Here is a 17578-nt window from a genome sequence, read left to right as displayed (position 1 = left end):
TTCTGTTTTTTGTTTTTTTTTCCCCCACAAAAACCCCCACCCCCCTGCTCCGCGCCTGGCCCCCGCCCCCCGCCGGCCGCGGGGGGTGTGGTGCCTCGCGGGCAAGCCTCGCTCCTACAGGGGGAGGGGGGTGTTGCTCTCTTGGTCCAAGCTGACTAACATGTCAGGAAATTCATCCTATGATTGGATGAGAGGGCGAATCCTGTGTCTGAAATATCTCCACTCATTAAACGATCCCTGGTCGACCAGGCCCTGGATCAACTACGCCTGCGTATCAACCAGGGCGTCTGGGCGGTCGGTCAGCGACTGCCCACCGAACCCGAGCTGTCGGCCGAACTGGGTATCAGCCGCAATACCGTGCGTGAAGCCATGCGTGTGCTGGCGTTCTCCGGATTGATCGAAATCCGGCAGGGTGACGGCAGTTATCTGCGGGCGGTGATCGATCCTCTGGATACCTTGAAAGCCCTGTCCCAATGCTCCCTCGAACAGGCCCGCGAAACGCGGCATATCCTGGAGGTCGAGGCCATCGGCCTGGCCGCCTTGCGTCGTACCGACGAAGACCTGGTGGCCTTGCGCGAGGCACTGGGTGTCAGTGGCAGCCACTATCACGGCGATCTCGACACCTACATCGCTTGTGACCTGGTGTTCCATCGCCGTCTGGTGGACGCCGCGCACAATTCGACGCTCAGCGAGTTGTATCGCTATTTTTCCAGCGTGGTCGGCGCGCAATTGCGCCATTGCCTGAACATCACCCCCCGACGCCAGGAAGTGTTCGACCTGCACATCGCTTTGCTCGATGCGGTCGAGCAGCGTGATCCGGAGCGGGCCAAGGCTCTGTCGAGGCAGTTGATCAATGAACCTTGAAACCGAGAACCGTATGTCCAGTCGCAATCTCTCTGAGTCCAAACGCACGGCAGAACTTGAAGAGCTTCTGATCGATGCCGAGGCCGACGATGCGGAAGTTCAGCAAGGCCAGCCGGGCACGGGCCGACCGTGGTTGTTACTGCTGGGGCTGATTCTGGTCGCGCTGAACCTGCGCCCCGCGTTGTCGAGCATGGCGCCGTTGCTCAGCGAAGTATCGAAAAGCCTCGGCTTGTCGGCGTCCCAGGCGGGGTTGCTGACCACGCTGCCGGTACTGTGCCTGGGGCTTTTCGCCCCGCTTGCCCCCGTGCTGGCCAGGCGTTTCGGCGCCGAGCGGGTGGTGCTTGGAATTCTCCTGACCCTGGCGGGCGGCATCATCCTGCGCAGCTCTTTGGGTGAAGCAGGGCTGTTCGCCGGCAGCGTGCTGGCCGGCGCCAGCATCGGCATCATCGGTGTGTTGTTGCCGGGCATCGTCAAGCGTGATTTCGCCCGGCAGGCCGGGACCATGACCGGTGTGTACACCATGGCCCTGTGTCTGGGAGCGGCGATGGCAGCGGGAACGACCGTGCCGCTCAGCGAACACTTCGACCACAGTTGGGCATTGGGTCTGGGCTTCTGGGTGATTCCGGCTCTGGCCGCCGCGATTTTCTGGTTGCCGCAAGTCGGCCGCAAGCAGGGCGCGCATCACGTTGCCTATCGCGTCCGGGGATTGCTTCGCGATCCGCTGGCCTGGCAGGTGACCTTGTACATGGGCTTGCAATCGTCCCTGGCCTACATCGTGTTCGGCTGGCTGCCTTCGATTCTGATCGGTCGCGGTCTGACGCCGACCCAGGCAGGGCTGGTGCTTTCGGGATCGGTGATCATTCAATTGGTCAGCTCCCTGGCGGCACCCTGGCTGGCCACGCGCGGCAAGGACCAGCGTCTGGCCATCGTGATCGTCATGGTGCTCACACTGGCGGGCCTGTTCGGCTGCCTGTATGCACCGATCGAAGGCTTGTGGGGCTGGGCGGTCGTTCTGGGATTGGGCCAGGGTGCCACGTTCAGCCTGGCCTTGACCCTGATCGTGCTGCGCTCGCGGGACTCCCATGTGGCGGCGAACCTGTCGAGCATGGCTCAAGGCTTTGGCTACACCCTGGCATCCATGGGGCCGTTCGCCGTCGGTATCGTGCACGACTGGACCGGCGGCTGGAACGCCGTGGGCTGGATCTTCGGCATCATCGGCCTGGGCGCGATCCTTGCGGGGCTGGGGGCGGGGCGTGCACTTTACGTGCAGGTCGAAAGCGAAAAAATTTGAAACGCCATCGCGGGCAAGCCCGCTCCCACGGTTTCAGTGTCGTTCACAAACCTGTGGATCAACACAAATCCTGTGGGAGCTGGCTTGCCAGCGATGGGGGCAGTCAGTGTTCATCGATTTTGGAGCTGCCGGCCCCTTCGCGAGCAGGCTCGTTCCTACCGTTTTTGTGATTGGCTTGGGTTCTCTGCCGGTATTCGGCGGGAGAATGCCGATAGTGTTTCCTCCGTTTGCAGACTATCGTGCTGGCAATCTGTCCTTAAGCATGGAGTTTGCTCGTGAGTGAAGCCAACAGCGCTGTGATCACCCGTTTCTATCAGGCGTTCCAGCGCCTCGATGCCGAGGCCATGAGCGCCTGCTACACCGAGGATGTCGTGTTCAGCGACCCGGCCTTCGGCGAGCTTCGCGGTCGCGATGCCGGTGATATGTGGCGCATGCTCACCACGCGTGCCAAGGATTTCTCCCTGACCTTCGATCAGGTTCGCAGCGATGAGCGCACCGGCGGCGCCCATTGGGTCGCGACCTATCTGTTCAGCCAGACCGGCAACACGGTGGTCAATGATATCCAGGCACGCTTCGTGTTCCGCGACGGCAAAATCTGCGAGCACCACGACAGCTTCGATCTGTGGGCCTGGTCGCGTCAGGCGCTGGGCTTCAAGGGCTTGCTGCTGGGCTGGACACCGCTGATACGCAATGCCGTTCGCGGGCAAGCTCTGAAGGGGCTGAAGGCATTTCAGGCCGGTCGCTGATAAGATCGCGGCCTGTTTCCTTGCAAGCCTTGACCGTGACGTGACCACTCCCAGCGAAAAAACCGTCGATGCCGACGCTCCCGTCAGCAAACCCTGGTTCGTCTATCTCGTGCGTGCGGCCAACGGCTCGCTTTACTGCGGGGTCAGCGACGATCCCGTGCGCCGCTTTGCCACTCACCAGAGCGGCAAAGGCGCGCGATTCTTTCTCTCCAGCCCGGCCGTAGCCCTGGTTTACACCGAAGTGTGTCGCGACAAAAGCGAGGCGCTGCGTCAGGAACGGCTGATCAAAAAACTCAAGAAAAGCGCCAAGGAATGCCTGGTGGCGTCTTATCAATCTGAGTGATGGGTTGCCATCAGCCGGATCCGTAGGCTGCCCGTCTATTGCGCGCTAAGCTGGCACTACCTATTCGTGCGGCGGAGCCGAGCATGTCCGAGTTGATCCTGCATCATTACCCGACGTCCCCATTTGCCGAAAAAGCGCGCTTGCTGCTCGGTTTCAAGGGGCTGTCCTGGCGTTCGGTGAAGATCTCGCCGGTGATGCCCAAACCTGATCTTGTGGCGTTGACCGGCGGATATCGCAAGACCCCGGTATTGCAGATCGGTGCAGATGTTTATTGCGATACGGCATTGATCGCCCGTCGACTGGATCGAGGAAAAGCCTTGCCGGCACTCTTTCCGGAAGGTCAGGAAATGATCGCCGCGTCGTTCGCGGCGTGGGCCGATTCGGTGGTTTTCCAGCATGCGGTCAGCCTGGTGTTTCAACCGGAATCGATCGCGGTGCGTTTTGGCAATCTGCCACAGGATGCGGTCAAGGCTTTCCTGGCTGACCGTGCCAGGCTGTTCAGTGGGGGCAGTGCCACTCGACTGTCTGCCGAGCAGGCCAAACATCAATGGCCGACGATCATGGCGCGACTGGAGCAACAGCTGCAGCGCGAAGAGGGTGATTATCTGTTTGGCGAACCGTCGATTGCCGACTTCGCCATGGCCCATCCACTGTGGTTCCTCAAGGCAACGCCAGTGACCTCGCCGCTTGTGGATAACTATCCGGCGGTTGCGGCCTGGTTGTCGCGGGTACTGGGTTTCGGGCACGGGGCGTCGAGCGAGATGAGCTCGGAAGAAGCGCTGGCGATTGCACGTGAAGCCACACCTGCCGCTCTGCCGGATGAATCGTTCGATGAGCCGAATGGTTTCCGTGCGGGCCAGCAAGTGCTGATCGCGGCCACTGACTATGGCGTCGATCCGGTGGCGGGGGAGTTGCTGTTTGCAGGTAGCGAGGAGTTGATCGTGCGTCGTGAGGATGAGCGTGGCGGTGTGGTGCATGTGCACGTTCCGCGGTTCGGCTTCCGTATCGAAGCACGCTGATATCACACCTGTAGGAGCGAGCATGCTCGCGATGATGGACGGGGCACCGCGGGGTATCAGGTTCCCAGCGTTATCGTTGACGTTCATCGCGAGCGTGCTCGCTCCTACAGGGTTTTGTGTTATTTCAGGGCGGCCAGGATCGCATCGGGGTCGTAGCCGCGAATCAAGGTTCCATTCACGTCGACGAACGGAATTCCACCACCGCCCAGCGCCTCGTAAGCCTTGCGCGCTACGGCGTCTTTCTCGATATCGAACTCCCTGTACGGAATGCCTTTCTGATCAAGAAAGCGCCGGGTCAGCTTGCAGTAGCCACACCATTCGGTGGTGTAGAGCACGACCCTGGCGTTGGCCTGGGTCTGCCCGGACACCGCTTGCGAAGGGTTGAATACCCGCTCGATCTTGCCCCAGTTCTGGTAAGCCACGACCACCAGCAGGATCAGCAGGAATTTCTTCAGCACGTTACCCAGCATCAGTTACGGCGCTTGAGTTGGTCGGTCAGCGACGTCGGCAGGCCCTTGATGATCAGGGTCCCGGCCTCTTCGTCGTACTCGATCTTCGAGCCCAGCAGATGCGCTTCGAAGCTGATGGACAAGCCTTCGGCGCGACCGGTGAAGCGGCGGAACTGGTTCAGGGTGCGCTTGTCGGCCGGGATCTCCGGCGACAGGCCATAGTCCTTGTTGCGGATATGGTCGTAAAACGCCTTCGGGCGCTCCTCGTCGATCAGCTCCGACAGCTCTTCCAGGCCCATCGGCTCGCCCAGCTTGGCCTGGCTGCTGGCGTACTCCACCAACGTCTTGGTTTTCTCGCGGGCGGAGTCTTCCGGCAGGTCTTCGCTTTCGACGAAGTCACTGAAGGCCTTGAGCAGGGTGCGGGTTTCACCCGGGCCATCGACGCCTTCCTGGCAGCCGATGAAGTCTCGGAAATACTCAGAAACCTTTTTACCGTTCTTGCCCTTGATGAACGAAATGTACTGCTTGGATTGCTTGTTGTTCTGCCATTCGGAGACGTTGATTCGCGCCGCCAGGTGCAACTGGCCCAGGTCCAGGTGACGGGAGGGGGTCACGTCCAGTGCTTCGGTCACTGCCACGCCTTCACTGTGATGCAGCAGGGCGATGGCCAGGTAATCGGTCATGCCTTGCTGGTAGTGCGCGAACAGCACGTGGCCGCCGACCGACAGGTTGGACTCTTCCATCAGCTTTTGCAGGTGCTCGACCGCCACACGGCTGAAGGCGGTGAAGTCCTGCCCGCCCTCGAGGTATTCCTTCAGCCAGCCGCTGAAGGGAAAAGCGCCGGATTCCGGATGAAACAGGCCCCAGGCTTTGCCCTGTTTGGCGTTGTAGTTTTCATTGAGGTCGGCAAGCATGTTTTCGATGGCGGCGGACTCGGCCAGTTCAGAGTCGCGGGCGTGGAGCACTGCAGGTGTGCCGTCGGGTTTTTTGTCGATCAGGTGGACGATGCAATGACGGATCGGCATGGGCTTCTCGGCTGATGGGAGCGGCTATTGGAGAGAGCAGGGCGAGCTCCCCGAAAAAGCGCCCAGTGTACCGCAACCACTGCGTTTGGCGTGGTGCGAAGGGCAATTGCCCGGCGACCGGCGGCACTTGAGCGGTTTTTTCCCGATTTAGATCAATAAAGCTGACCAAATGGATAGCTAGAGGCGGATATTTCCCCGTCTCTGTGCTAGTTTTGCGCGGTCTTGCGCGAAGTCACTGCGTTAAGCGTGCAGTCAGCAAATGTCAGGTCGAACCAAACCCTGATTTCGGCATCTATAACCCGACTCGTCGTGGTTATCGCCGAGGGTGCCAGATCCAGAAGATCGGGCTCGATGGCTGACACTGCACTCTGCAATCCATATGAATTTGATAGGGAAGGAACACTACATGGCTCTTACTAAAGACCAACTGATCGCCGACATCGCCGAAGCTATCGACGCGCCGAAAACCACCGCGCGTAACGCTCTGGACCAACTGGGCCAAATCGTTGCCGATCAGCTGGAAAACGGCGGCGAAATCACTTTGCCAGGTATCGGCAAACTGAAAGTGACCGAGCGTCCTGCCCGTACCGGCCGTAACCCATCGACTGGCGCTGCCATCGAAATCCCTGCCAAGAAAGTGATCAAGCTGGTTGTGGCCAAAGGCCTGACCGACGCTGTGAACAAGTAAGACGCAGCGATAAAAAAAACCGTGCGCCGGAACGATCCGGGCACGGTTTTTTTGTGTCTGCGATTTAGAGCATCCCCTGTAGGAGCGAGCACGCTCGCGATGGTCGTCAACGATGACGCGGGGAATCAGATTGTCAGCGTTGTCTGGCCGTCCATCGCGAGCGTGCTCGCTCCTACAGCAGGTTATGTTCGGGATTTCCAGTGTTGCCGCCAGGCCTGTTGCTCGGCCGGGGTCTGGAACGTCCAGGCGACAAGACGACTCTGCTTCTGGCCCTGACCCATTTCCACCACGCGGCTCTCAAGGGCACCTGCCTTGTTCAGCGCCGTCTGGATGGCCGGCAGGTTCGATGCCTTCGACACCAGGGTACTGAACCACAGAACCTGCCGGGCCACTTGTGCGCTTTCGCTGATCAGTTGCGTGACAAAGCGCACCTCGCCGCCTTCGCACCACAACTCTGCCGCCTGTCCGCCGAAATTCAGCACCGGCAGCTTGCGCTTCGGATCGGCCTTGCCCAGTGCGCGCCATTTGCGCGAGCTGCCACGGGTGGCCTCTTCGAGCGACGCATGGAAGGGCGGATTGCACATTGTCAGTTCAAAGCGCTCATCGGCCTCCAGCAGGTTCAGCAGGATGTGTTTGCGATTGCCTTGCTGACGGATCTGGATCGACTTGTTCAGCCCGTTGGCCTGGACGATGGCCCTGGCCGCTGCGATGGCGGTGGCGTCGATGTCCGAACCGGTGAAGTGCCAGCGGTAGTCACTGTGGCCGATCAGCGGATAGATGCAGTTGGCACCCACGCCGACGTCCAGCACCTTCACTGACGCCCCTCGCGGGATCACGCCGTCGTTGCCGTCGGCGAGCAAATCGGCGAGAAAATGCACGTAATCGGCACGACCTGGCACCGGCGGGCACAGGTAGTCGGTTGGAATGTCCCAGTGGGCGATGCCGTAGAACGCCTTGAGCAGCGCCCGGTTGAACACACGCACTGCATCCGGATTGGCAAAGTCGATGCTTTCCTTGCCGTACGGATTGATGATCACGAACTTCGCCAGTTCCGGCGTGCTTTTGATCAGTGCCGGAAAGTCGTAGCGCCCCTGATGGCGATTGCGCGGGTGCAGGCTGGCTTTTTCCTTTGGCGCGACGACTTTGGGTTCAGGTTTTTTGCGCGCGGGTTTGGGCGTACGAGGGGCGGTCATGGGCGTATCGATTCGGGTAAGGCTGAAAGTGGCGCGCATTGTCCCACATTGATGGCGTGTACGCCGAACCTGTAGGAGCGAGCAAGCTCGCGATGGACGTCAACGATAACGTTGGGAGCCTGATACCCCGCGGTGCACCGTCTACCATCGCGAGCATGCTCGCTCCTACAGGGGGATTGTGATGGGGCATAAAAAAGGGAGGCCGATTGGCCTCCCTTTTTCATTGCGATTTGCCGTTACAGGCTGGCAATCCGCGCGTGTTGCTCGGCCAGCTTGCCCAGAGCCTGTTCGGCTTCGGCCAGTTTGGCGCGTTCCTTTTCGATGACTTCGGCAGGCGCCTTGTCGACGAAGCCTGCGTTGGACAGCTTGCCGCCGACACGGGCGACTTCACCTTGCAGGCGCTGGATTTCCTTGTCCAGACGCGCCAGCTCAGCACCTTTGTCGATCAGGCCGGCCATCGGCACCAGCACTTCCATCTCGCCGACCAGTGCGGTGGCGGACAGCGGAGCTTCCTGGCCTGCGGCCAGTACGGTGATCGATTCGAGGCGTGCCAGCTTCTTGAGCAGGGCTTCGTTCTCGGCCAGGCGGCGCTGGTCTTCGGCGCTGGCGTTTTTCAGGAAGATCGGCAGTGGCTTGCCCGGACCGATGTTCATTTCGCCGCGGATGTTGCGGGTGCCGAGCATCAGGCCCTTGAGCCATTCGATGTCGTCTTCGGCAGCAGGATCGATGCGCTCTTCGTTAGCCACTGGCCAGGCTTGCAGCATGATCGTCTTGCCCTGAATACCGGCCAGCGGCGCGATGCGCTGCCAGATTTCTTCGGTGATGAACGGCATGAACGGGTGCGCCAGGCGCAGTGCGACTTCCAGAACGCGAACGAGCGTGCGACGCGTGCCGCGTTGGCGTTCGACCGGCGCATTTTCGTCCCACAGTACAGGCTTGGACAGTTCCAGGTACCAGTCGCAGTACTGGTTCCAGATGAACTCGTACAAGGCTTGCGCGGCCAGGTCGAAACGGAACTGGTCGAGTTGACGGGTCACTTCGGCTTCGGTGCGTTGAAGTTGCGAAATGATCCAGCGGTCAGCCAGCGAGAGTTCGTAGGCTTCGCCGTTCTGGCCGCAATCTTCGCCCTTGTCCAGCACGTAACGCGCGGCGTTCCAGATCTTGTTGCAGAAGTTGCGATAGCCCTCGACGCGGCCCATGTCGAACTTGATGTCACGACCGGTGGATGCCAGCGAGCAGAACGTGAAGCGCAGGGCGTCGGTGCCGTAGCTGGCGATGCCGTCGGCGAACTCGTCGCGGGTCTGCTTCTCGATCTTCTTCGCCAGTTTCGGCTGCATCATGCCGGAGGTGCGCTTGCGAACAAGCTCTTCCAGTTCGATGCCGTCGATGATGTCCAGCGGGTCAAGGACGTTGCCCTTGGACTTGGACATCTTCTGGCCCTGGCCATCACGAACCAGTCCATGCACGTAAACGGTCTTGAACGGAACCTGTGCCGTGCCGTCTTCGTTCTTCACCAGGTGCATGGTGAGCATGATCATCCGGGCAACCCAGAAGAAAATGATGTCGAAGCCGGTCACCAGGACGTCGGTGGAGTGGAATTTCTTCAGGAATTCGGTCTTCTCCGGCCAGCCCAGGGTGGAGAACGTCCACAGGCCCGAACTGAACCAGGTGTCGAGGACGTCGTTGTCCTGTTGCAGCGCAACATCCGGACCGAGGTTGTGCTTGGCACGTACTTCGGCTTCGTCGCGGCCGACATAGACCTTGCCCGATTCGTCATACCAGGCCGGAATGCGGTGACCCCACCACAGTTGACGGCTGATGCACCAGTCCTGGATGTCGCGCATCCACGAGAAGTACATGTTTTCGTACTGCTTGGGCACGAACTGGATACGGCCATCTTCCACCGCGGCGATGGCCGGCTCGGCCAGGGGCTTGGTGGATACGTACCATTGGTCGGTCAGCCAGGGCTCGATGACGGTGCCGGAGCGGTCGCCTTTCGGCACTTTCAGGCTGTGATCGTCGACGCTGACCAACAGGCCGGCGGCTTCGAACGCGGCAACGATCTGCTTGCGCGCTTCGAAACGCTCAAGACCTGCGTAGTCAGCCGGGATCTTGCCGTCGATGCTCTCGTTCAGCGTGCCGTCGAGGTTGAACACCTGGGCGGCGGCCAGGACGTTGGCGTTCTTGTCGAAGATGTTCAGCAGCGGCAGGTTGTGGCGCTTGCCGACTTCATAGTCGTTGAAATCGTGGGCCGGGGTGATTTTCACGCAGCCGGTGCCGAACTCAGGGTCGCAGTATTCGTCGGCGATGATCGGGATGCGGCGGCCAACCAGCGGCAGCTCGACAAACTTGCCGATCAGGGCCTTGTAGCGTTCATCGTTCGGGTTCACCGCGACGGCGGCGTCGCCGAGCATGGTTTCCGGACGAGTGGTCGCGACGATCAGGTAGTCGTTGCCTTCAGCGGTTTTGGCGCCATCGGCCAGCGGGTACTTCAGGTTCCACAGGAAACCCTTCTCGTCGTGGTTTTCCACTTCGAGGTCGGAAATCGCCGTGTGCAACTTGGTGTCCCAGTTGACCAGGCGCTTGCCGCGATAGATCAGGCCGTCTTCGTGCAGGCGCACAAAGGCTTCCTTGACGGCTTCGGAGAGGCCGTCATCCATGGTGAAGCGCTCGCGGCTCCAGTCCACGGACGAGCCGAGGCGACGGATCTGGCGGCTGATGTTGCCGCCGGACTGATCCTTCCACTCCCAGACTTTCTCGAGGAATTTTTCGCGCCCCAGATCATGGCGATTCTGGCCCTGGGCTTCGAGTTGACGCTCCACCAGCATCTGAGTGGCGATACCGGCGTGGTCGGTGCCTGGCTGCCACAGGGTGTTGCGGCCCTGCATGCGACGGAAACGGATCAGGGCATCCATGATCGCGTTGTTGAAGCCATGGCCCATGTGCAGGCTGCCGGTGACGTTCGGCGGCGGGATCATGATGGTATAGGACTCGCCCGCGCCTTGCGGGGCGAAGTAATTCTCTGACTCCCAGGTGTTGTACCAGGAGGTTTCAATGGCGTGCGGCTGGTAGGTCTTATCCATGCGCGGCGGGACCCTATTGGCATTTATTCAGGAAAAGCCGATGAGTATAACGGGGATATACCTGTGGGAGCGAGCCTGCTCGCGATGACAATTAATCAGGTGACCTGATTCAGGTCGTTATGCCGCGTTTCCTTCAGGCACAACACGGCGATCAGGCTCAGCACCGCCGCCCCGGAGACATAGCCGCCGACATAGCCCAGCCCACCCATGGCCACCAGTTTCTGCGCAAAGAACGGCGCCGCCGAGGCGCCGACAATCCCGCCCAGGTTGTACGCCGCGGACGCACCGGTGTAACGCACATGGGTTGGAAACAGTTCTGGCAGCAAGGCGCCCATCGGCGCAAACGTCACGCCCATCAGAAACAGTTCGATGCACAGGAACAGCGCCACGCTCCAGGTCGAGCCCTGGGTCAGCAACGGCTCCATCAGGAAGCCGGACAGAATCGCCAGCACGCCACCGACGATCAGCACCGGTTTGCGCCCCAACCGGTCGCTGGCCCAGGCAGAAAGCGGGGTGGCCGCGGCCATGAACAACACGGCGAAGCACAGCAGGCCGAGGAAGGTTTCGCGGCTGTAACCGAGTGTCGCCACGCCGTAGCTGAGGGAAAACACCGTGGAAATGTAAAACAGTGCGTAGCACACCACCATTGAACCTGCTCCCAGCAGTACGGGTGCCCAGTATTGGCTGAACAGCTCGATCAACGGGATCTTCACGCGTTCCTGGCGTGCCACGGCATTGGCGAATACCGGTGTTTCATGGAGTTTGAGGCGCACATACAGGCCGACCATCACCAGGGCGGCGCTGAGCAGGAAAGGAATGCGCCAGCCCCAGGAGCGGAACTGTTCGTCATTCAGCAGCATGGCCAGCGTCAGGAACAGGCCGTTGGCCGCCAGAAAGCCAATGGATGGGCCAAGTTGCGGGAACATGCCGAACCAGGCGCGTTTGCCCTTGGGGGCGTTTTCCGTGGCCAGCAAGGCTGCGCCGCCCCATTCGCCGCCCAAACCCAAGCCCTGGCCGAAGCGCAGCACACAGAGCAGGATCGGCGCCCAGGCGCCAATGCTGTCGTATCCGGGCAGAACGCCAATCAGCGTGGTGCACACGCCCATCAGCAGGAGAGAGGCGACCAGGGTCGATTTGCGTCCGATGCGGTCGCCGAAGTGGCCGAACAGCGCGGAGCCCAGTGGTCGGGCGAGGAATGCGATACCGAAGGTGAGGAACGCCGACAGCATTTGAGCCGTGCCGGAGGTCTGCGGAAAGAACACCGGGCCGATCACCAGCGCGGCGGCGGTGGCGTAGACGTAGAAATCGTAGAACTCGATGGCGGTGCCGATGAAGCTCGCGGTGGCCACGCGGGCGGCGGAGTTCGTCGGTTGGGCGGGCGCGGAGTCGCTATAGGTCGTGCTGGTCGTCATGCGGTTATCCCTGACAGTCATGAATTATTGTGGTCGATACCCAGGGATGTGGGTTGAGGCGCGGTCGCCGTTCCAGGTAGGAGCGGTCGTCGGTGTGCGGCGGGTGTTGCAAGTGGTCGGGCCGGAACCTGGGGAGTGCGGGGTAAGCACGGGGTCGGCGAGGCTTGGGTAAGCGCCTCGATTATAGGAAGGTGGCTAACGATTCAACAAGGGGCAGCAAATCCGTCAGTTGACCCTGGCGGCGACGGGGGCCGAACCGGTATGCCAAATCAGGACTCGTGTGACGCGATTGTCTTCCGTTTCGAGGATTTCCAGTCGGTAACGGCCGATTTTCAGGCAGACCGCGCTCTCGGGGATGGTTTCCAGTGCTTCGGTCACCAGGCCGTTGAGGGTTTTCGGACCATCGCTGGGCAGGTGCCAGCCCAGGCTCTTGTTCAGTTCACGGATCGACGCGGCGCCATCGATCACCAGGCGTCCGTCGGCCTGTGGATGAATGTGCGGGTTGTTCAGGCTCTGCTGGCTCTCGAACTCGCCGACGATTTCCTCGAGGATGTCTTCCAGCGTCACGATACCGAGCACTTCCCCGTACTCGTCGACCACCATGCCCAGCCGTCGCTGCTGCTTGTGGAAGTTCAGCAGTTGCAGTTGCAGCGGGGTGCTTTCCGGAACGAAATAAGGCTCGCGGCTGGCTGCCAGCAGTGCTTCCAGTGTCAGGCTGCCATCGGGGAGCAAATGACCGATCTGGCGGGTATTGAGCACCGCTTCAACCTGGTTGATGTCGCTGTGAAAGACTGGCAGGCGTGTGCGCTTGTTCTTGCGTAGTTGTTCGATGATTTCCTCGATCGGGTCGTCGAGGTTGATGCCATCGACTTCGCTGCGCGGCACCAGGATGTCGTTGACCGTGATGTTGTCCAGCGCGTGGATGCCGGGGAGCGAGTGCGGGCGGTGAATGGCAGGCTCATGGTCGTCCTGCCGTTCCTTCGGGGCGTCGTCTTCGCTTTGTTGCACTACCTTGGCCTTGCGTGAGAGCGGGCGCATCAGCAATTGGCCGATTGCATTGAGCAGCCAGGCAGCGGGATAGATGATTTTCAGAGGCACTGCAAGCAAGGTGTTGCCCAGCGCCAGGATCGCGTCCGGATGGCGGACGGCAAGGGCACGAGGCACATAGTCGGTGAACACCAGCACAATGGCGCCAGCGATGAGGCAGGCAGCCCATGGGCCTTTTTCGGCCCACGCGAAAATTGCCAGCAGGGTACAGATGACCACCGCCAGCGTTCGGCACAGGGTGTTGCAGAAAATCAGGCTTTCGAGGGGGAAGTTCAGTTTGGCCAGCGGCTTGTCGCTTGAGCGCGAGGCCGTGCGTTTGGCCAGCAAATGCTGGTGTGCGGCTTCGACGGCGGAAAACAGCCCCGACCATAGAATCAACACCACCACTACTGCCAGCATCGGCCCCAAGGGCAAGTCGTCCATTAATGCCGCCCGTCAGATATGCAGGATGTATTCACGGACCAGCTTGCTGCCGAAATACGCCAGCATCAGCAGACAGAAGCCGGCAAGGGTCCAGCGAATGGCCTTGTGTCCACGCCAGCCCAGGCGATTGCGACCCCAGAGCAGTACGCTGAAGACGACCCAGGCCAGGCAGGCGAGCAAGGTTTTGTGCACCAGGTGCTGTGCGAACAGGTTTTCGACGAACAGCCATCCGGAGATCAGCGACATCGACAGCAGGGTCCAGCCGGCCCAAAGGAAACCGAACAGCAGGCTTTCCATGGTTTGCAGTGGCGGGAAGTTCCGGATCAGCCCTGACGGATGCTTGTGTTTGAGCTGATGGTCCTGAACCAGCAGCAACAAGGCCTGGAACACCGCAATGGTGAACATGCCATAGGCGAGGATCGATAGAAGGATGTGCGCCAGGATGCCGGGCTCCTCATCGATGACCTGCACCGTGCCGGCGGGGGCGAAATGAGCGAGCAGCACTGTTGCCGCCCCAAGCGGGAACAGCAGCACCAGCAGGTTTTCCACCGGGATGCGCGAGCAGGCCAGCAAGGTCAGCGCGATGACCGCGGCGGCGATCAGGCTGGCGGCCGTGAAAAAGTCCAGGCCCAGGCCGGTCGGCGTCAGCAGGTGGGCAAGCAGGCTGGCGCCGTGGGCCAGCACGGCCAGCACGCCGAGGGAGACCAGCAGGCGTTTGTTCGCCTTGGTGCCGTTGGCCAGGCGAGTGCCCTGATAGAAAGTCGCAGCGGCATACAGACAGGCGGCGGCGAGGGTGGTGAGCAAACTGGGTGACAAGGGGAGCATAAGTCCTGTTAGGCAAGCCCGAAAAGCGCTGAGTTTGGCATAGAACCCACGCGCCACGAAAGTGCGAGGTGTGCGCCAGACGCAGTCTTCGCTATAATCCGCGACCTGCCCACGCCGCAGGCTCGCCGAGCACATGTTTAGTCCGGTCCGGGCCGCCATTATCCCGGTCTACACAGGGCCTGAAAGGATCGCGCAATGTTTGAAAACCTAACCGACCGCCTCTCGCAGACGCTGCGCCATGTCACCGGCAAAGCCAAGCTGACCGAAGACAACATTAAAGACACCCTGCGTGAAGTGCGCATGGCGTTGCTCGAAGCCGACGTCGCCCTGCCGGTGGTCAAGGACTTCGTCAATTCGGTCAAGGAGCGTGCTGTCGGCACCGAGGTGTCGCGCAGCCTGACGCCGGGCCAGGCCTTCGTGAAAATCGTCCAGGCCGAACTCGAAAGCCTGATGGGCGCGGCCAACGAAGACCTGAACCTGAGTGCCGTTCCGCCTGCTGTCATCCTGATGGCGGGTTTGCAGGGCGCCGGTAAGACCACTACCGCCGGCAAGCTCGCGCGCTTCCTTAAAGAGCGCAAGAAGAAGTCGGTCATGGTGGTGTCTGCGGACGTTTACCGTCCGGCGGCGATCAAGCAGCTGGAAACCCTGGCGAACGACATCGGCGTGACCTTCTTCCCGTCCGACCTGAGCCAGAAGCCGGTCGACATCGCCCAGGCGGCTATTAAAGAAGCAAAACTCAAATTCATCGACGTGGTCATCGTCGATACCGCCGGTCGCCTGCACATCGATGAAGAGATGATGGGCGAGATCAAGGGCCTGCACGCCGCGATCAAACCGGTGGAAACCCTGTTCGTGGTCGACGCCATGACCGGTCAGGACGCCGCCAACACGGCCAAGGCCTTTGGCGATGCCTTGCCGCTGACCGGTGTGATCCTGACCAAGGTCGACGGCGATGCCCGTGGCGGTGCTGCGCTGTCGGTGCGCGCCATTACCGGCAAGCCGATCAAGTTCATCGGTATGGGTGAAAAGACCGAGGCGCTCGATCCATTCCACCCTGAGCGTATTGCATCGCGCATCCTCGGCATGGGTGACGTGCTCAGCCTGATCGAGCAGGCGGAAGCCACCCTCGACAAGGAAAAGGCCGACAAACTGGCCAAGAAGCTGAAGAAGGGCAAGGGCTTCGATCTCGAAGACTTCCGCGATCAGCTGCAACAGATGAAGAACATGGGCGGCCTCGGCGGGCTCATGGACAAACTGCCGAACATGGGCGGTGTGAACCTGGCGCAGATGGGCAATGCCCAGAGTGCGGCAGAAAAGCAGTTCAAGCAGATGGAAGCCATCATCAACTCCATGACGCCGGCCGAGCGCCGTGACCCTGAGCTGATCAGCGGTTCGCGCAAGCGTCGTATCGCGATGGGCTCGGGCACTCAGGTGCAGGACATCGGTCGCTTGATCAAGCAGCACAAGCAGATGCAGAAGATGATGAAGAAATTCTCCGCCAAAGGCGGCATGGCCAAGATGATGCGCGGCATGGGCGGTATGTTGCCCGGCGGTGGCATGCCAAAAATATAGTGTCCTTTCACGCTGATGCTGCTCGATCCTGGCGGCGTATTGGCGAGGAATGACGCAGGAAACCGCGCCGGTCGTCGTACCGTCGCAGGCCCCGCAAGGATGCGGGATCAACAGTAAACCCGCACTTGGCGGGAGCTGACCGGCCGTTTTGAACGACGGCTCTATCGAAAATCTGCACGGCATGCCATAGGCGCCGGAAAAAGTCATTTGCAAAAGTCCGGATATTCCTTAGAATATGCGGCCTTTCGGGCACCCATGCCCGCTGTGCATTTAGATTTGCAGCACCGACTACAGGAACGATGTTCACATGCTAACAATCCGTCTTGCCCTTGGCGGCTCCAAAAAGCGCCCGTTTTACCACCTGACCGTAACCGACAGCCGCAACCCGCGTGACGGTTCCCACAAAGAACAGGTTGGTTTCTTCAACCCTGTTGCCCGTGGTCAGGAAGTTCGTCTGTCCGTGAACCAAGAGCGCGTAGCCTACTGGCTGAGCGTTGGTGCACAACCTTCTGAGCGTGTTGCTCAGTTGTTGAAGGAATCTGCCAAGGCTGCGGCCTGAGCAATATGAACGCGACGCCAGCTGTTGCTGATGATTTGATCGTTATCGGCAAGATTTACTCTGTTCACGGCGTTCGCGGCGAAGTGAAGGTGTATTCCTTTACTGATCCGATCAAGAACCTGCTCAACTACAAAGCCTGGACGCTCAAGCGTGACGGCAATGTAAAGCAGGTAGAGCTGGTCAGCGGACGCGGGAATGACAAGTTCCTGGTCGCAAAGCTCAAGGGTCTCGATGATCGTGAAGAAGCTCGACTTCTGGCCGGTTATGAGATCTGCGTGCCGCGCAACATGTTCCCTGAACTGACCGACGGCGAGTACTACTGGTACCAGCTGGAAGGTCTCAAGGTCATCGATACCCTCGGGCAATTGTTCGGGAAGATCGATCACCTGCTGGAGACCGGCTCGAATGATGTAATGGTGGTCAAGCCTTGCGCTGGCAGCCTGGATGATCGTGAGCGCCTGTTGCCCTATACGGAGCAATGCGTGTTGGCTGTCGACCTGGTTGCGGGCGAGATGAAGGTGGATTGGGACGCGGACTTCTAAGCGTGGCTAACTTGCGCGTAGAAGTGATCAGTTTGTTTCCCGAGATGTTCTCTGCCATCAGCGAGTACGGCATCACCAGTCGTGCGGTGAAACAGGGGCTCTTGCAGCTCACTTGTTGGAATCCGCGAGACTACACGACGGATCGACATCACACTGTGGATGATCGCCCATTTGGCGGTGGTCCGGGCATGGTGATGAAGATCAAGCCCCTGGAAGATGCATTGGTTCAGGCCAAGGCAGCCGCCGGGGAGGGTGCGAAGGTGATTTACCTGTCCCCCCAAGGCCGTCAACTGACTCAGTCGGCGGTACGCGAGCTGGCGAATGAGGATGCATTGATCCTGATTGCCGGCCGTTATGAAGGCATCGACGAGCGGTTTATTGAAGCTCATGTCGATGAAGAGTGGTCGATTGGCGACTATGTACTGTCTGGCGTGTAAGGCCGTGATACTCAGCGGCAACGACGTCGGCAAAACCGCACGCAAATGCGCCAGCAACGC

General features: G+C 60.4%; 16 protein-coding genes and 1 pseudogene. 10 read left to right on the top strand and 7 right to left on the bottom strand.

The genetic code is table 11. From position 1 onward, the window contains the following. Window positions 1-204: 204 nt before the first annotated feature. The 5 genes from ACQKP2_RS27875 to ACQKP2_RS27855 all read left to right on the top strand — a co-directional run bounded on the left by ACQKP2_RS27875 (window position 205) and on the right by ACQKP2_RS27855 (window position 4263). Complete coding sequence (locus ACQKP2_RS27875; RefSeq protein ID WP_427581272.1) at window positions 205-864, top strand: FadR/GntR family transcriptional regulator; 660 nt, start codon at window positions 205-207, stop codon at window positions 862-864. Continuing rightward, window positions 854-2155: a CynX/NimT family MFS transporter gene (locus ACQKP2_RS27870; protein ID WP_427581270.1), complete on the top strand. Its 1302-nt coding sequence runs from the start codon at window positions 854-856 to the stop codon at window positions 2153-2155. Before ACQKP2_RS27875 ends, ACQKP2_RS27870 begins: the two co-directional genes overlap by 11 nt. Before the next feature lie 275 nt (window positions 2156-2430). Further along, entirely contained in the window at window positions 2431-2901 is a 471-nt protein-coding gene (locus ACQKP2_RS27865) for a nuclear transport factor 2 family protein (protein WP_427581268.1), read from the top strand. A 40-nt stretch (window positions 2902-2941) separates the two neighbouring features. Further along, on the top strand, window positions 2942-3244 hold the full coding sequence (locus ACQKP2_RS27860; protein ID WP_427581266.1) for a GIY-YIG nuclease family protein: 303 nt from the start codon (window positions 2942-2944) through the stop codon (window positions 3242-3244). 83 nt (window positions 3245-3327) lie between these two features. Next, the gene (locus ACQKP2_RS27855) at window positions 3328-4263 is read left to right on the top strand and encodes a glutathione S-transferase family protein (protein ID WP_427581264.1); all 936 of its coding nucleotides are present in this window, start codon (window positions 3328-3330) and stop codon (window positions 4261-4263) included. A gap of 119 nt (window positions 4264-4382) precedes the next feature. On the opposite strand, the gene ACQKP2_RS27850 is transcribed toward ACQKP2_RS27855, so the two are convergent. Beyond that, window positions 4383-4733 carry a glutaredoxin family protein gene (locus tag ACQKP2_RS27850; RefSeq protein ID WP_427581262.1) on the bottom strand — a complete coding sequence of 117 codons (351 nt, stop codon included), beginning with the start codon at window positions 4731-4733 and terminating at the stop codon, window positions 4383-4385. After that, window positions 4733-5737, bottom strand: coding sequence for a nucleoid-associated protein YejK (gene yejK / locus ACQKP2_RS27845; protein WP_427581260.1), 1005 nt, complete (start codon window positions 5735-5737; stop codon window positions 4733-4735). The genes ACQKP2_RS27850 and yejK overlap by 1 nt, the downstream gene beginning before the upstream one ends. A gap of 406 nt (window positions 5738-6143) precedes the next feature. On the opposite strand from yejK, the gene ACQKP2_RS27840 reads away from it, so the two are divergent. Continuing rightward, the gene (locus tag ACQKP2_RS27840; protein ID WP_003221909.1) at window positions 6144-6425 is read left to right on the top strand and encodes an HU family DNA-binding protein; all 282 of its coding nucleotides are present in this window, start codon (window positions 6144-6146) and stop codon (window positions 6423-6425) included. 182 nt (window positions 6426-6607) lie between these two features. Here the strand turns inward: ACQKP2_RS27840 and rlmF are convergent, their stop codons facing one another. From rlmF to ACQKP2_RS27815, 5 genes are all read right to left on the bottom strand, one after another. Then, the gene (gene rlmF / locus ACQKP2_RS27835; RefSeq protein ID WP_427581258.1) at window positions 6608-7618 is read right to left on the bottom strand and encodes a 23S rRNA (adenine(1618)-N(6))-methyltransferase RlmF; all 1011 of its coding nucleotides are present in this window, start codon (window positions 7616-7618) and stop codon (window positions 6608-6610) included. Window positions 7619-7854: 236 nt separating this feature from the next. Continuing rightward, a complete protein-coding gene (locus ACQKP2_RS27830; protein ID WP_427581256.1) occupies window positions 7855-10701 on the bottom strand; it encodes a valine--tRNA ligase in 2847 nt (948 codons plus the stop codon). A 95-nt stretch (window positions 10702-10796) separates the two neighbouring features. Beyond that, the gene (locus tag ACQKP2_RS27825; RefSeq protein ID WP_427581254.1) at window positions 10797-12113 is read right to left on the bottom strand and encodes an MFS transporter; all 1317 of its coding nucleotides are present in this window, start codon (window positions 12111-12113) and stop codon (window positions 10797-10799) included. Between the two features lie 225 nt (window positions 12114-12338). After that, window positions 12339-13583 (bottom strand): transporter associated domain-containing protein, encoded by a 1245-nt coding sequence (locus tag ACQKP2_RS27820; protein ID WP_427581252.1) that lies wholly within the window; start codon window positions 13581-13583, stop codon window positions 12339-12341. 12 nt (window positions 13584-13595) lie between these two features. Next, entirely contained in the window at window positions 13596-14408 is an 813-nt protein-coding gene (locus ACQKP2_RS27815; protein ID WP_427581250.1) for a cytochrome C assembly family protein, read from the bottom strand. Window positions 14409-14603: 195 nt separating this feature from the next. On the opposite strand from ACQKP2_RS27815, the gene ffh reads away from it, so the two are divergent. The 4 genes and pseudogenes from ffh to ACQKP2_RS27795 all read left to right on the top strand — a co-directional run. Next, window positions 14604-15980: a signal recognition particle protein gene (gene ffh / locus ACQKP2_RS27810; RefSeq protein WP_427581248.1), complete on the top strand. Its 1377-nt coding sequence runs from the start codon at window positions 14604-14606 to the stop codon at window positions 15978-15980. 307 nt (window positions 15981-16287) lie between these two features. Then, complete coding sequence (gene rpsP, locus ACQKP2_RS27805; protein WP_003198088.1) at window positions 16288-16539, top strand: 30S ribosomal protein S16; 252 nt, start codon at window positions 16288-16290, stop codon at window positions 16537-16539. 5 nt (window positions 16540-16544) lie between these two features. Then, window positions 16545-17081, top strand: coding sequence for a ribosome maturation factor RimM (gene rimM / locus ACQKP2_RS27800; protein ID WP_427581246.1), 537 nt, complete (start codon window positions 16545-16547; stop codon window positions 17079-17081). Window positions 17082-17125: 44 nt separating this feature from the next. Next, window positions 17126-17512, top strand: a pseudogene (locus ACQKP2_RS27795) (tRNA (guanosine(37)-N1)-methyltransferase TrmD); the annotation flags it as partial. Window positions 17513-17578 lie beyond the last annotated feature (66 nt).

The organism is Pseudomonas sp. NPDC089569 (genome assembly GCF_050280625.1).
GTDB lineage: Bacteria > Pseudomonadota > Gammaproteobacteria > Pseudomonadales > Pseudomonadaceae > Aquipseudomonas.
This window is presented reverse-complemented; position numbering and strand designations above follow the sequence as displayed.

Excerpts from the sequence above, each read along its gene's own strand:
- ACQKP2_RS27870 (WP_427581270.1), top strand. The coding sequence starts at position 854 with ATGAACCTTGAAACCGAGAACCGTATGTCCAGTCGCAATCTCTCTGAG.
- ACQKP2_RS27855 (WP_427581264.1), top strand. The coding sequence starts at position 3,328 with ATGTCCGAGTTGATCCTGCATCATTACCCGACGTCCCCATTTGCCGAA.
- ACQKP2_RS27850 (WP_427581262.1), bottom strand. The coding sequence starts at position 4,733 with ATGCTGGGTAACGTGCTGAAGAAATTCCTGCTGATCCTGCTGGTGGTC.
- yejK (WP_427581260.1), bottom strand. The coding sequence starts at position 5,737 with ATGCCGATCCGTCATTGCATCGTCCACCTGATCGACAAAAAACCCGAC.
- ACQKP2_RS27840 (WP_003221909.1), top strand. The coding sequence starts at position 6,144 with ATGGCTCTTACTAAAGACCAACTGATCGCCGACATCGCCGAAGCTATC.
- rlmF (WP_427581258.1), bottom strand. The coding sequence starts at position 7,618 with ATGACCGCCCCTCGTACGCCCAAACCCGCGCGCAAAAAACCTGAACCC.
- ACQKP2_RS27830 (WP_427581256.1), bottom strand. The coding sequence starts at position 10,701 with ATGGATAAGACCTACCAGCCGCACGCCATTGAAACCTCCTGGTACAAC.
- ACQKP2_RS27825 (WP_427581254.1), bottom strand. The coding sequence starts at position 12,113 with ATGACGACCAGCACGACCTATAGCGACTCCGCGCCCGCCCAACCGACG.
- ACQKP2_RS27820 (WP_427581252.1), bottom strand. The coding sequence starts at position 13,583 with ATGGACGACTTGCCCTTGGGGCCGATGCTGGCAGTAGTGGTGGTGTTG.
- ACQKP2_RS27815 (WP_427581250.1), bottom strand. The coding sequence starts at position 14,408 with ATGCTCCCCTTGTCACCCAGTTTGCTCACCACCCTCGCCGCCGCCTGT.
- ffh (WP_427581248.1), top strand. The coding sequence starts at position 14,604 with ATGTTTGAAAACCTAACCGACCGCCTCTCGCAGACGCTGCGCCATGTC.
- rpsP (WP_003198088.1), top strand. The coding sequence starts at position 16,288 with ATGCTAACAATCCGTCTTGCCCTTGGCGGCTCCAAAAAGCGCCCGTTT.
- rimM (WP_427581246.1), top strand. The coding sequence starts at position 16,545 with ATGAACGCGACGCCAGCTGTTGCTGATGATTTGATCGTTATCGGCAAG.